This window comes from Segatella buccae ATCC 33574, assembly GCF_000184945.1.
GTDB lineage: Bacteria > Bacteroidota > Bacteroidia > Bacteroidales > Bacteroidaceae > Prevotella > Prevotella buccae.
Genome location: NZ_GL586311.1, coordinates 537488 through 552057, shown reverse-complemented (window position 1 = coordinate 552057; position 14570 = coordinate 537488). Strand labels below are relative to the sequence as shown.

Sequence of the window (14570 nt, the reverse complement as noted above, 5' to 3'; positions counted from 1 at the left end):
TGACGGTTGTTGGGTGATGGCAGTTGGCCGGTAGCTAAAAGGGTGTGACTACCGGTAGTGCCATGTTCGGACTCCCAACGCCATAGACCATAATCCGACAACCACAATCAACAACGAGCACCCGCAACATCAAAGGAAATACATGAGCATCAGATTAAACAAAGCATTACGTGAACTGAACATAGGACTTCAAACGGCAGTTGAATTCCTTGAAAAGAAGAACCACCTGGGAGAGGTGAAGGCCGAACCGAGCTTCAAACTCAACGATGAGCAGTATAATGCGCTGGTCAACGAGTTCAAGCAGGATGCCGAAGTGCGCAGCCAGGCTGAAAAACTGTTCCAGAAAAAAACAAAAGACAAGAAGCGTGAGCCCTCCCGGAAAGAGACTCGTGCCGATGGACTTCTGAAATCGTCCACCCAGCAGCAGTACAAGCCGTTGGGCAAGATGGATCTCGACAACATCGGCAAGAAGCCTGCCGAGAAGTCTGCTGCTCCCGTAGCACAACCCGAAACAAAGGTGGAGGCTGCTGCCGAGAGCCCTGCCGAGACGAAGGAGGCCCCGAAGGCTGAGGCTAAGCCGGTGGAGACGAAGCCGGAAACGGTCGCCGTTGGGCTTGAAGAGGTGAAGGTGGAAACTGCCGTTGCCGATAAAAAGACCGAAGTGGCCCAACCGGAAGCTCCAATCGACAAGGAGGAAAAAGACCGTCCGGAGCCTGTACACCCACAAGAGGAGGTGTCCCGACAACAGACCGAGGACACTGCCGGAACTGTGGCTGAGCCTGAGACCTCGGCAGCTTCGGAGAAGCCTGAGCTGTTCACGCTCAAGAGCGAGCGAAAACTGTCGGCCAACGAACCCAAGGTGCTGGGCAAGATAGACCTGGCCACGCTCAACCAGAGCACGCGCCCCAAGAAGAAATCGAAAGAGGAGCGTCGCAAGGAGCGTGAAGAGAAGGCCCAGCAGGGGCGTGGCGGAAACGCAGCGGGAGGCGAGCGCAAGAAGCGTCAGCGCATCAACAAGGAGCGTGTGGACATCAACGCCGCTGCCAACCAGCAGCAGACCGGTGGCGGAGGCAAAAACTCGGGCAAGAAGAACAAGGGCAAGAAGCGCAACCAGAAACCGTTGGAGGTGAATGAGGAAGATGTGGCACGTCAGGTGAAAGAGACGCTCGCACGCCTCACCAACAAGCAAAACCAAAACAGGAAAGGTGCTAAATATCGCAAGGAGAAGCGCGAGGCCGTGCAGGAGAAACTGGCAGAGGAGGCCAATGCAGAGCGCAAGCAGAGCAAGACGCTGAAACTGACCGAGTTTGTAACCGTGAGCGAACTTGCCACAATGATGGGCGTAGGTGTCAATCAGGTTATTGGCACGCTCATGGGCATCGGTATCATGGTGTCCATCAACCAGCGTCTGGATGCCGAGACCATCAATCTCGTGGCCGATGAGTTCGGCTTCAAGACCGAATATGTGAGTGCCGAGGTGAGCGAAGCCGTGAGCGAGGAGGAAGACGATGAGAACGATTTGGTGCCCCGTGCGCCGATCGTGACCGTGATGGGCCATGTGGACCACGGTAAGACATCGCTGCTCGACCATATCCGCAATACCAATGTCATTGCCGGTGAGGCCGGAGGCATCACTCAGCACATCGGTGCCTACAACGTGAAGTTGGAGAACGGCCGCCGCATCACGTTCCTTGACACGCCCGGTCATGAGGCGTTCACGGCCATGCGTGCCCGCGGTACGCAGGTCACCGATATTGCCATCATCATCATTGCCGCCGACGACTCTGTGATGCCTACCACCAAGGAGGCCATCTCCCATGCCCAGGCAGCCGGTGTGCCAATGGTGTTTGCCATCAACAAGATAGACAAGCCGGGAGCCAATCCCGACAAGATACGCGAAGACCTGTCGCAGATGAACTTGCTCGTAGAGGAGTGGGGCGGTAAGTATCAGTGTCAGGAGATCAGTGCCAAGAAAGGCATCGGTGTGGACGAGCTGCTGGAGAAGGTGCTTCTTGAGGCCGACATGCTCGACCTCAAGGCCAACCCCAACCGCAAGGCCACGGGATCCATCATCGAGTCGTCGCTCGACAAGGGGCGCGGCTATGTGAGCACGGTGCTCGTGAGCAACGGCACGCTCCGTCAGGGCGATGTGGTGATTGCAGGAACGAGCTGGGGACGTATCAAGGCCATGTTCAACGAGCGCAACCAACGCATTCAGGAGGCCGGCCCGTCTGAGCCGTGTATTATCCTCGGATTGAACGGTGCGCCCACGGCCGGTGACACTTTCCATGTGCTGGAGAACGAACAGGAGGCCCGCGAGATAGCCAACAAGCGCGAACAGTTGCAGCGCGAGCAGGGGCTGCGCACCCAGAAGCGTCTGTCGCTTGACGACATTTCCCACCGCATCGCCCTCGGTTCGTTCAAGGAGCTCAACATCATCGTCAAGGGCGATACCGACGGTTCCATCGAGGCACTCAGCGATTCGTTCATTAAGTTGTCCACGGAGAAGGTGCAGGTGAATGTCATCAGCAAGGCCGTGGGCCAGATCAGCGAAAATGACGTGATGCTCGCGAGTGCCTCCGATGCCATCATCGTGGGCTTCCAGGTGCGCCCGTCAGCCGATGCCCGCAAGTTGGCCGACCGTGAAGGCGTGGAAATCAACACCTATTCTATTATCTACGATGCCATCGACGATGTGAAGTCGGCCATGATTGGTATGCTCGACAAGGTGAAGAAAGAAATCGTCACCGGCGAGATAGAGGTGAAGCAGGTGTTCAAGATTTCCAAGGTTGGCACGGTTGCCGGCGGTCTGGTCATCGAAGGCAAGGTACACAACAAGGACAAGGGCCGCGTGGTGCGCGACGGTATTGTGGTGCACACGGCCCCCATCGATGCACTCAAGCGTTACAAAGACGACGTGAAGGAAGTGCCTGCCGGCATGGAGTGCGGTATCAGCCTTGTCAACTGCAATGACATTCTTGAAGGCGATATCATTGAGACCTTCACGGAGATCGAGGTGGAACAGAAACTGTAATGGACAAAAAATAACCCGTCGGCATTCCTTCCCTTGCGCAAAGGGGAGGAAAACCGACGGGCGAAAGATACTATCATGACCACGGTAGGGGTGCTGACAAAATGCACTTCTACCGTTGGTGGTTAGTGATACCGGCATTGTCGGGCTGCAGAGTGGCTCCGGAAACGGTCACATAAGTTACCGGTAATGATGTTGGTATGATATTTGTTATATCCCAGACAAAGGATAAAGTCAATGGAAGAGAACAAAGAAAAAAACGCGTTTGTCAAGCAGGTGGCCGAACAGAAATATGCATTCGGCTTCACGACCGACGTGGATACGGAGATCATAGAGAAAGGACTCAACGAAGAGGTCGTGCGGCTTATCTCGCAGAAGAAAGGCGAGCCCCAATGGATGCTCGACTTCCGCTTGAAGGCTTTCAATCATTGGAAGACGCTCCGGCAGCCCGACTGGGCACATCTCCACATTCCGGAGATTGACTATCAGGCCATTTCCTACTATGCCGATCCGCTGGCCAAGAAACCGGCGAACAAGGAAATAGATCCCGAATTGGAGAAAACTTTCGACAAACTCGGCATACCCTTGGAAGAGCGGCTTGCGTTGAGCGGTACGGCTGTGGATGCCATCATGGACTCCGTTTCGGTGAAGACCACCTTCAAAGAACAGCTCCGTGCCAAAGGTGTCATTTTTTGCAGCATCGGTGAGGCCGTCAAGGAACATCCCGAACTGGTGCAGGAGTATTTAGGTTCGGTGGTGCCCTATCGTGACAACTTCTTCGCTTCGCTCAACAGCGCCGTGTTCAGTGACGGATCATTCGTCTACATTCCCAAAGGCGTGCGTTGCCCGATGGAGTTGAGCAGTTATTTCCGCATCAATGCCCGCAACACCGGACAGTTTGAACGCACGCTTATCATTGCCGACGACGATGCCTACGTGAGCTATCTTGAAGGCTGCACGGCACCCATGCGCGACGAAAATCAGTTGCATGCCGCTGTCGTGGAAATCATCGTCAAAGACAATGCCGAGGTGAAATACTCCACAGTGCAGAACTGGTATCCCGGTGATGAAAACGGTAAAGGCGGTGTGCTGAACCTCGTGACCAAGCGGGGAGAGTTGCGTGGAGTCAATTCCAAACTCTCATGGACGCAGGTGGAGACGGGATCGGCCATCACGTGGAAGTATCCTTCCTGCATCCTCCGGGGCGACAATTCGGTAGCTGAGTTCTACAGCGTGGCCGTCACCAACAACTATCAAGAGGCTGACACGGGTACGAAGATGATACATATGGGCAAGAACACGAAGTCTACCATCATCTCTAAAGGCATTTCTGCCGGGCACAGCCAAAACTCCTATCGCGGTCTTGTGCGCGCCACTCCCAATGCCGAAAATGCCCGCAACTACAGTTCGTGCGACTCTCTTTTGCTCGGTAGCCAGTGCGGAGCACACACTTTCCCCTACATGGATGCCCACAACGAAACGGCAGTGTTTGAACATGAGGCCACGACTTCGAAGATCAGCGAAGACCAACTGTTCTATTGCAATCAACGCGGTATTCCCACCGAGCAGGCCGTGGGACTCATCGTGAACGGTTATGCCAAGGAAGTGCTCAACAAACTTCCGATGGAGTTTGCCGTCGAAGCCCAAAAACTGCTTAGCGTTTCACTTGAAGGAACAGTTGGATAATGAGGGTAAAAGACAATCAATAGTGTCTCAAGGAAGAAATACAATCACGAAACATAAAATATGAATAAAGGGTGAAGGGGTGGCAGAAGAGAAGTGTCCACAACTTCTTACTGCTCACCCCTCACTCCTAACTTTTACAACCATGCTTGAAGTAAAAAATCTGCATGCCACGATTGCCGGCAAAGAAATATTGCGAGGTATCAACCTCAGTATCAAAGATGGAGAAATCCACGCTATCATGGGCCCGAACGGTTCGGGAAAGTCTACGTTGAGTGCTGTGCTCACGGGCAATCCGCTTTATGAAGTGACCGAAGGACAGGCCATCTTCAACGGTAAAGATCTGCTGGAGATGAAGCCTGAAGACCGGGCCCGGGAAGGACTCTTCCTCTCGTTTCAGTATCCCGTGGAGATTCCCGGGGTGTCGATGACCAATTTCATGCGGGCAGCGATCAACGCCAAGCGTGAGTATCAAGGTCTTGAACCGCTTAATGCGGCCGATTTCATGAAACTCATGCGGGAGAAGCGTAAGCTCGTCGACCTTGACAGCAAACTCTCCCACCGCTCCGTGAACGAGGGATTCTCAGGCGGAGAGAAGAAACGCAACGAGATTTTCCAAATGGCCATGCTTGAACCGAAGTTGTCTATTCTCGATGAAACAGATTCGGGACTTGATGTAGATGCCATGCGTGTGGTGGCCGACGGCGTGAACAAGATGCACACACCGGAGACTTCTACTATTGTCATCACGCACTATGAACGGCTGCTTGATATGATTAAGCCTACCGTAGTACATGTGCTCTACAAGGGCCGCATCGTGAAAACAGCCGGTCCGGAGTTGGCTCGGGAAATAGAACAACGCGGGTACGACTGGATAAAGGCGGAAGCCGGAGAGGAGTAAGATGATGGGGAGCGAGAAGCAATATATTGATTTATACCGCGAGACGGCCGGAATGATAAAAAGCCATTCGGCCGGTGTCTTGAATGGCGTGCGTGACAAGGCGTTTGAAGATTTCTGTCGGCAAGGTTTCCCTTCGCGTAAAGTGGAGCGTTACCGGTACACCGACATGTCGAAACTCTTCGAACCCGATTATGGTCTCAATCTAAACCGGCTCGAGATACCTATCAATCCCTACGAGGCTTTTAAGTGTGATGTGCCCAACTTGAGCACTTCGCTCTATTTTGTGGTCAACGATGCGTTCTACACCAAACAGTTGCCCAAGACTGAATTGCCCGATGGGGTCATTGTGGATTCCCTCTGTCGTGTGGCAACGGAGAATCCGGGGCTTATTGAGCGATACTATGCCCGCATGGCCAAGACCGAAGATGATTCCATCACGGCACTCAACACGATGTTGGCGCAAGACGGACTGTTGGTTTATGTCCCCAAGAATGTGAAACTTGACAGGGCCGTGCAGGTAATCAATATCCTCCGTTCGGATGTCGATTTGATGGTCAATCGTCGTGTGCTCATCATCTTAGAGCAGGGGGCAGAGGCTAAGTTTCTTTTCTGCGACGACTCAGCCGACGACCGCCATTTTCTCACTACGCAGGTGATTGAAGCCTATGTGGGCGAAAATGCTTCCCTTGACCTCTACTGTCTGGAGGAAACGCATGTCAAGAATACGCGTGTAAGTAATGTCTATATTGAGCAGCAGGCTTACAGCCGTGTCAACCACAATGTGATTACGTTGCATAATGGTGTCACCCGCAACAAGCTCGATCTGGTGTTCAAAGGGGAAGGTGCGGAGTGTTTTGCCAACGGTTGCGTGATTGCCGACAAGACCCAGCGTGTGGACAACAATACGCTGATTGACCATCAGGTGCCGCATTGCACGAGCAACGAACTATACAAGTATGTGCTTGATGATGATGCCGTGGGGGCCTTTGCCGGTCGTGTGCTTGTGCGCCACGATGCCCAAAAGACCAACTCGCAAGAGACGAACAACAATCTTGTAGCTGCCAAGACCGCCCGTATGTACACCCAGCCGGAGTTGGAAATCTATGCCGACGATGTGAAGTGTGCCCATGGCTGCACGGTAGGGCAGCTCAACGATGCGGCTATGTTTTACATGCGGCAGCGTGGCATCAGTGAGAAAGAAGCCAAATTGCTGCTTGAGTTTGCTTTCGTCAATGAGGTGATCGATAAGATGGAACTTGCGCCGTTGCGCGAACGCCTCCATATACTTGTGGAAAAACGTTTCCGCGGTGAGCTGAACAGGTGTGAGGGATGCCGGCTCTGCAAATGAGTATCCCCCTTGTCTTTCCTCAGCGGATAAGAAGGCAGCCCCATTGCAGGGCTAAGGGAAAGCGTTTGGGCTTTCAAAGAGGAAGTAACCGTGAGACTATAAAGCAATGAAAGAAAACAACGACATATATAATAAGGAGAAAGGTGGCATTCTTTTGCCTGCTGCCGGAGCTGTCGGTGAGGCTGTGCGGGCAGATTTTCCTATCCTCTCTCGCACTGTTTACGATAAGCCATTGGTCTATTTCGATAATGCGGCCACCACACAGAAACCTCTCTGTGTGCTTGATGCCATGCGTGAGGAATATCTCAACGTAAATGCCAATGTGCATCGGGGTGTCCATTGGCTGTCCCAACAAGCTACAGAATTGCATGAGGCTGCCCGCGAAACTGTGCGTCGGTTCATCAACGCCCGCTCCACCAACGAAATTGTTTTCACCCGCGGCACCACCGAAGGCCTCAATCTTATAGCTTCCTGTTTCAGCGATGAGTTTATGGGGGAGGGTGACGAAGTTATCATCTCGACGATGGAGCATCACTCCAACATTGTGCCGTGGCAGCTCCAAGCGCACCGCAAGGGTATTGTGCTGAAAGTGATTCCGCTCACTGAATCGGGGGAGTTGGACATGGAAGCCTACGCCCGGCTCTTCACCGACAAGACTCGCATCGTGAGTGTGACGCATGTAAGCAATGTTCTTGGCACGGTGAATCCCGTGAGAGAATTGGTGCGTATAGCCCATGAGCATAATGTCCCCATCGTGATAGATGGTGCTCAGAGTGCCCCTCATTTCATGGTTGATATGCAGGCCATTGATTGCGACTTTTTTGTTTTCAGCGGTCACAAGACTTATGGGCCTACCGGCATAGGTGTGCTCTATGGCAAGGAATCATGGCTTGACAAGTTGCCACCTTATCAGGGTGGGGGAGAGATGATAGAGCATGTGAGTTTTTCCCATTCCACTTTCGAGCGGCCTCCGCTCAAGTTTGAAGCCGGAACTCCCGATTATGTGGCCACTCATGGTCTTGCCACGGCCCTCGACTACTTGTCGGCCATAGGTATGGACAATGTTGAGGCTCATGAGCAGATGCTCACAAATTACGCTTTGGAGCGGTTGGCTCAAATCGAGGGGATGAAGATTTATGGTCCTTCAGGACATTCGCACGATGCAGTCGTCTCATTCCAAGTGGGTGACATCCATCACATGGATCTCGGTACACTCCTCGACCGGCTTGGTATTGCCATCCGCACGGGGCATCATTGCGCGCAACCGCTTATGGACAGTCTCGGCATCTTGGGTACAGCCCGTGCCAGTTTCGCTCTTTATAATACGAAAGAAGAAATAGACATTCTTGTGGCCGGCATTGAGCGGGTTGCAAAAATGTTTGGTTAAAATGAGGATTAGGAGTCGTGGAGATGAGTCCGTAACGGAGTTGTGGCTTGCTCCCCTTCCCTTTCTTAAACTCCTAATCCTTCTCTCCTCACTCCTCACTCTTAACTTTTCATCTCTTTTCCGTTTCTCCACACGCTCCATGCAAACCAGCCGGCAAACACTGCACGCATGGGGAGGGAGCAGTCTGTGAAAGTCGTCAAAATGAAAGCCCCTTGTGCCTCTAACAGCAGTAGGGTTTGTTTCAGGCTGACCGGTTTCTCCAACACGTAGGAGTAGTATCCCTGTAGCATATCTACCGGCTTTTTCACCTTGTTTATTATATATGCGGAGAGACTGCCGCACACTTCTTTCACATTGGGCATATCCATCCCGTTGGCACTCTCCACATTCAGCATCATGTTCTTTTCCATATTTTCTGTTGTTTAATTGTCTGTAATAGGTAATCTTGTTTCTATGCACAAAATTATTGCCTGTTGGTGCAATATATGTTCACTTTTTGAGTTAATGTGTTAAAGTATTGTTAATTTTAAGACTCGTTCACAAATTCGATATGCTTCAACCACATTTTTATACCAACCTTGTAGAGGCCGGATGCGATGAAGCCGGACGTGGCTGTCTGGCCGGAAGTGTCTATGCAGCGGCTGTCATTCTGCCTCGCGATTACAATAATCCCGCGCTTAACGACAGCAAACAGCTTTCGCACAAGCGGCGCAACGAATTGCGAGAGCAAATCATGCACGATGCCGTGGCGTGGGCTGTGGGTGTCGTTACTCCCGAAGAGATAGATCGTATCAATATTCTCAAGGCCAGTTTTCTTGCCATGCACCGTGCCCTCGATGCCCTCAATGTACGCCCTGAGGCAGTCATCGTCGACGGTAATCGTTTCGTGCCCTACGGTGACCTTCCATACACCGCCATCGTCAAAGGTGACGGAAAATACCAGTCCATAGCTGCTGCAAGTATTCTCGCCAAGACTTTCCGTGATGATTATATGTGCGACTTGGCTCGTCGGTATCCCTACTATGACTGGGAACATAACATGGGCTACCCCACAAAGAAGCATCGTGAGGGGATCCGCCTGCATGGTATCTGCCCCTATCATCGCAAAAGCTACAACTTGTTGGGAACCGGTGAACTGGCTCTTGAGTTCAGGTGATGGGGAGAGGTGTTGGGTGTTAGGTGGTAGGTGTTAATGCATTCTCCTACATCTGAGACCTTTTCTTCCCCACTCCACATTTCAACCTACCATCCATCATCTATCATCTTCCACTTGTTCAGTCCCCCAATCCCCTAACTTAGGGGCTTTGGACACTCCATTATCACCTACCACCTACCACCTTATCCTCCCATGCGTCACGATAAACTTGAAAAGGAGCTGTCGCTTCTGCTCTGCCTCACGGAGAATCACAACTACACCATCAACGAACTTTGCGAGAAACTCTCCCTTTCCCGCCGTATGCTCTATTATTATCTGGAGAGCTTCCGCGACTGGGGATTCATTGTGGAGAAACGCGGACATTACTACAGCATCGATCGTCGTTCTCCTTATTTTAAGCATCTCTTTGAGACTATCAACTTCACCGAAGATGAGGTGCTCACCATGATGAACATATTGAGTAAGGTGGGCGACCGTAACGCTGTGGTGGAGCGTATTAAGCGCAAGCTCGACCAATTCTACGACTTTAACATCCTTGCCAATTCGGAGTTGCGCGAACATGTTGCCCACAATGTCAGTTTGCTCTATGAAGCCATCAAATACAAGCGCATGGTCAAGATACACAACTACTCTTCGCCTCACAGCCAAACGGTCACCGACCGCATCGTGGAACCGTTCCTCTTCATGAACAACAACAATGACGTGCGCTGCTACGAACCGGCCAGCCGCATGGGTAAGACATTCAAGGTTTCGCGTATGGGCGAAGTGGTGGTTCTTGACCGCGAGTGGGAGAACGAAGGTGCGCATAAGCAAGTCTTCACCGACTTGTTTATGTTCAGCGGTGAGGAGAAATATCCCGTCAAACTCCGCCTCGGGCAGCTTTCCCGCAATCTCATGTTGGAGGAATATCCGCAGTCGGCTCCCTGTCTTACGCCCGACGGTCCCCACCATTGGGTCTTTGCCACCGAGGTGGTGAGCTACCTCGGCATCGGTCGTTTCATACTCGGCCTCTATGATGATATCGAGATACTCGGAGACGAGGGGCTGAAAGGGTATATTGAGGGGAAGGTGGGGAGCTGGTGATGGGGGAGCATAGAAGAGAGAGATAAAGGCTGCAACGGCGTTGCAGCTTACTCAACCCTCCCTTGTCCTTTGCTCCTCATTCTCTTTTTCCTTTCCTCCTTGTTCCTTCTCGGCTTTCATTTTCTCTTCTTTCCCTCCTTTTCCTCTTCTTATCCTCTTTTCCATCCCTCTTTTCACTCCGTAGGGTAGGCCAAAACAGCGTTTTGGCCCCTCCCTCAAAGAAACCCTCCTTTTTTCTTGCTTTTCTCCTGATTATTTTCTATTTTCGCATGATTAAGACAGCTACCATGCATCAAAAACCTGAAAACCTCCACAAACTCTACGCCACCGGCAAAAAGCCCAGTATGTTGCGCCACTGTGAAAACCACGACTACACCGACCGCCAAATCTACCTTCTCACCCTCGTCACTGAAGGTCGCCGTCCCCTTTTCGGCCGCCTCCATTATGACATCCTCGGCCATCTCCCCACCAATCCTCGCATTCTCCTGTCCCCTTTAGGCCAAGCCGTAGAGGCCGAATGGCATACTATCCCCCGTTTCCATCCCGAGATAAGCCTGATATCCCTTTGCGTCATGCCCGACCATCTCCATGGAATACTCTTTGTGGAGACCAAGATGAGCCACCATTTAGGCAAGATTGTCAGTGCATTCAAGTCAGCTTGTAACTGCCATTTTCGCGAAATCTTCCCGCAATCAGCCCCATCTTCAGCCCCTTCGGTCTCACACGCACCCTCCCGAGGTCTGCTCTTCGCCCGGGGCTATAACGACAAACTGCTCAAAGGTGAAGAACAACTGCTCAGGTGGCGGCGCTATCTGGAGGATAATCCCCGTCGGCTGATGATGAAGCAGGCTTATCCTGACCTTCTCCGAGTGAAACGCAACATCTCTTATGCCGGCTATTCTTTTTCCGCCATCGGCAATCTGCTACTCCTTGACGCTCCGGAGAAGATACAAATACAATGTTCCAGACACCTGACGGAGGCAGAAATAGAGAGAAAGAAGGAAGAAATGCTTGCCCGGGCCGTGAAGGGTGCCATTCTCGTTTCACCCTGCATCAGTCTGGGAGAAAAGACCATCATGCGCACCGCTTGTGCTGCCCATTGTCCGGTTATCGTGCTTCGGGAGAATGGTTTTGCTGTCCTCGCCAAACCCGGTGGGCGCAGTTTCGACCTTTGTGCGGCCGGCAAATTGCTGTTGCTTTCACCGTGGGCCCATCATAACGAGCGACAGACGATAACACGCGACCGATGTTGCAGTCTTAATTCCATTGCCGAAGCCATTTGTGAACAATAGTTACTATGGAATATGGAAATGGCTGTGCCGTGAAGTGTGAGACGCAAAAGGGCTAACCGCAGTTAGCCCAAGACGAGAGAGAAATAAAATTAACCTTGCGGTTAATTATATACCGTTGTGAGAAGCCCCCACGCAGAGTGGGGGCTTCTGTTGTTTTATCAATGAGTGAATTTGATGTCTTCGATATAAATGGTGCCATTACCGAACGAACCTGCGCTCACCGTCCATTCGAACGGAAGATAGAACTTGTTCTCATCGGCATTGTAGCCCATGAAGTCGTCACCGGTACCTGCCGGAGTGCTGTAAGCCGTCACGGAAACCATGCCATGCGTCTTATACTTGAGACCGGTCTCAAACTTCGTGCCTTTCTCACCGGTAGCATCGGTGAAGTAGAAAGTCTGCTTGGAGCCCGATTGCTTGTCCCACTTGAAGAAGAACGGATAGCCTTTTGCAAACATATTGGGAATGCGATAAAGCTCAAAAGAGGGAGAATACTCTATCTTGATGTTCGACTTTGCCTCTGCATAGAAAACATCATTGAGTACAGCCGTGCCAACCTCCGTATAGTCTTCCTTGGTCAGCTTGATTCTGTAAATCGGATACATCGTTTGCGCCTTGTAAGGATGGGTGTAGGTTTCGGGTATGCGGATTTCAAAATCATACTCTGTGTTAAAAGGTATGGTGGAAGCAATGGCCACCTTGAGCGTTGCCAGCGTATCACCATTGGCAAACGTCACCTTTTCAGGGACAGTGCAGTATTCGGGGACGGTGACCTTCTCGATGGGCACGGTGAGTTCCCCGCTGCCATTGCTGCGATGCAATGTTATGGTGAATTCCGTCGCGGTTTTGCCCAACACTTGATTAGCTTGGGAGGCGAAACTCACGTCATAGCTACCGGCCTGTGCTCCGGGAGAGTAGCTGTCGTCGTCGCTGCACGATGCAAACACGGCGGCCAGCAGAGCCGCAGCCATTAAAAATATCTTATTCAGTTTCATATCTTACAATGATTAAAAGTTGTGATTAGAGATTTAGTCTGTCACGCCGTCGCGCAGGCCCGGGTTCTGTCCGGCCACCGGCTCGCTTCCGCCCGTATTGTCCTTGATACCGAGATTATTGTCTTTTTCTGTCTGTGGGAAGCGCATGTTGAGCCAACCGTCGGTAGCTGAGATGTTGAACTTGAAGGCATCGGGGAAATTAGACTCTATATTTGCATTGAAACGCACGATGTTTTTGCCCAGACGTTTGGCATCGCTTGTGAAGAAGCCCTCTCCCCAAAGTTCCACGCGACGCTGAAACCAGATCTCGTCGGCCAGCGAGCGGGAAGTAGAGATGGTGTATTGCGGGTCGCGGTAGGTGGTGACAAACTTGGTCAGCACCTCCCGTGCCTTGGCTTCATTGCCGCTCTTGGCGAGTCCTTCGGCCTCAATCAGAATCATTTCCTCTACACGCATGAGCGGGAAGTCATTGCTGTTGAGAGAATTGCCCACGCCCGATTTTTGTCCGAACTTCACGTTGGAATAGGGCAGCATGGCAACCTTGTTACCGTCGTCGGTGACGAAAGTGGCAATGGCATCGCCTTTCACGGTCACTTGTTTACCCCCCGAAACGCCCGTCCATGTGAGGTTGGCAATATGGTCGGAGTGGAGTTTGGCATCCAGCCACCAGCCCTTGCGCACGTCAGTGGAGGGTATCAGGCGGTAGAGCAGGGTGTTGATAGCCGGCGTATTCTGGCCGCCAGCCGCATAGCCATTGCCACTGAAGGGACTGAACCAAGAAGATGCCGTGGGGGCACCATCCGCCGTAACCATAGCATCGGTGATGTCGATGCCCCACATCCAGTTGTGTGCCGTGATGTCGTTGAAGCCGGGCACGCTTACTTCGCTGACCGAAGCGGGCGTATAACCTTCCATAGCCTTCTCTGCGTCGGCGGCGGCAGCGGCCCAGTTGCCCATGGCGAGATTGGCGCGGGCACGCAGTCCGTAGGCCACCTTCTGGTCGATGCGGCTCTTGTCAGAGCCACGGTCGAAGTCGGCAAGATGCTCTATGGCATAGTCCAAGTCTTCGAGTATCACCTTATAGACCTCGGCCACCGTTGCACGCGGGTTGTTGGTGTAGTCCACTCCGTCGGCCAGTATGGGCACGCAAAGCTCATCCTTGCTTGTGGTGTAGCTGAACTGGAAGTAAGGGGCCAGCGCCATATAGTCGAAAGCCCTCATGGCACGAGCCTGTGCGATGGCATGGATGGCCGACTGGTCGGTCGTTTCGGCCGGATAGGCTTTGATGATCTCCTGACAAACGCCTATCTGGTTGTAGGGCATCTTGTAGCGCATGTAGGGGTTGGCGTAGTCGGCATTACGTGTCTGCAATGACAATGCTGTGCTAAACCAGTTGTAAACATTGTCAGCCATGACCAAATCGGCACCCTCACAGTCCTGTGAGAGGGCAGCGGCGATGAAGCCGAAGTCATCGGCACGCTCGCGGTCAGGCCATGTAGCCTTGGGTTTTCCCATCATGGTGTACATGCCGGCAATGGTGGCATCGATGCGGTTGGGGATTTGGGAGTTGGTCTCTTTGACCTGATCCTGTGTCAGATAGCCCGACTGCGGTTCCTGGTCGTTGATGTCGGAACAGGATGCGACGGTCAACAGGCCCGTCAGCATCAGCGCTGAAAAACGATATATCTTCATAA

Annotated in this window: 11 protein-coding genes; 8 read left to right on the top strand and 3 right to left on the bottom strand. The window is 52.3% G+C overall.

What is annotated here, in order from left to right; all coding sequences use genetic code 11:
- The first annotated feature begins 142 nt into the window (after window positions 1–142).
- The 5 genes from infB (at window position 143) to HMPREF6485_RS02110 (ending at window position 8350) form a co-directional block, all read left to right on the top strand.
- Window positions 143–3034, top strand: coding sequence for a translation initiation factor IF-2 (infB, locus tag HMPREF6485_RS02130; RefSeq protein ID WP_004344333.1), 2892 nt, complete (start codon window positions 143–145; stop codon window positions 3032–3034).
- 234 nt (window positions 3035–3268) lie between these two features.
- On the top strand, window positions 3269–4717 hold the full coding sequence (sufB, locus tag HMPREF6485_RS02125; protein ID WP_004341255.1) for a Fe-S cluster assembly protein SufB: 1449 nt from the start codon (window positions 3269–3271) through the stop codon (window positions 4715–4717).
- Between the two features lie 142 nt (window positions 4718–4859).
- Complete coding sequence (gene sufC / locus HMPREF6485_RS02120) at window positions 4860–5615, top strand: Fe-S cluster assembly ATPase SufC (RefSeq protein WP_004344331.1); 756 nt, start codon at window positions 4860–4862, stop codon at window positions 5613–5615.
- 4 nt (window positions 5616–5619) lie between these two features.
- The gene (gene sufD / locus HMPREF6485_RS02115; RefSeq protein WP_044126202.1) at window positions 5620–6963 is read left to right on the top strand and encodes a Fe-S cluster assembly protein SufD; all 1344 of its coding nucleotides are present in this window, start codon (window positions 5620–5622) and stop codon (window positions 6961–6963) included.
- Window positions 6964–7069: 106 nt separating this feature from the next.
- A complete protein-coding gene (locus HMPREF6485_RS02110; RefSeq protein WP_004344328.1) occupies window positions 7070–8350 on the top strand; it encodes an aminotransferase class V-fold PLP-dependent enzyme in 1281 nt (426 codons plus the stop codon).
- Window positions 8351–8451: 101 nt separating this feature from the next.
- On the opposite strand, the gene HMPREF6485_RS02105 is transcribed toward HMPREF6485_RS02110, so the two are convergent.
- Window positions 8452–8760 (bottom strand): hypothetical protein, encoded by a 309-nt coding sequence (locus HMPREF6485_RS02105; RefSeq protein WP_004344327.1) that lies wholly within the window; start codon window positions 8758–8760, stop codon window positions 8452–8454.
- Between the two features lie 140 nt (window positions 8761–8900).
- Between HMPREF6485_RS02105 and HMPREF6485_RS02100 the strand changes: the two genes are divergently transcribed.
- The 3 genes from HMPREF6485_RS02100 (at window position 8901) to HMPREF6485_RS02090 (ending at window position 11881) form a co-directional block, all read left to right on the top strand.
- A complete protein-coding gene (locus HMPREF6485_RS02100) occupies window positions 8901–9506 on the top strand; it encodes a ribonuclease HII (RefSeq protein WP_004341243.1) in 606 nt (201 codons plus the stop codon).
- 192 nt (window positions 9507–9698) lie between these two features.
- On the top strand, window positions 9699–10589 hold the full coding sequence (locus HMPREF6485_RS02095) for a helix-turn-helix transcriptional regulator (protein WP_004344326.1): 891 nt from the start codon (window positions 9699–9701) through the stop codon (window positions 10587–10589).
- 269 nt (window positions 10590–10858) lie between these two features.
- Window positions 10859–11881: a transposase gene (locus HMPREF6485_RS02090; RefSeq protein WP_044126198.1), complete on the top strand. Its 1023-nt coding sequence runs from the start codon at window positions 10859–10861 to the stop codon at window positions 11879–11881.
- Window positions 11882–12039: 158 nt separating this feature from the next.
- Here the strand turns inward: HMPREF6485_RS02090 and HMPREF6485_RS02085 are convergent, their stop codons facing one another.
- Both HMPREF6485_RS02085 and HMPREF6485_RS02080 read right to left on the bottom strand, forming a co-directional pair.
- Window positions 12040–12876, bottom strand: a complete 837-nt coding sequence (locus tag HMPREF6485_RS02085) for a hypothetical protein (protein WP_004344324.1) — start codon at window positions 12874–12876, stop codon at window positions 12040–12042.
- Window positions 12877–12909: 33 nt separating this feature from the next.
- On the bottom strand, window positions 12910–14568 hold the full coding sequence (locus tag HMPREF6485_RS02080; protein WP_004344323.1) for a RagB/SusD family nutrient uptake outer membrane protein: 1659 nt from the start codon (window positions 14566–14568) through the stop codon (window positions 12910–12912).
- Window positions 14569–14570: the final 2 nt, after the last annotated feature.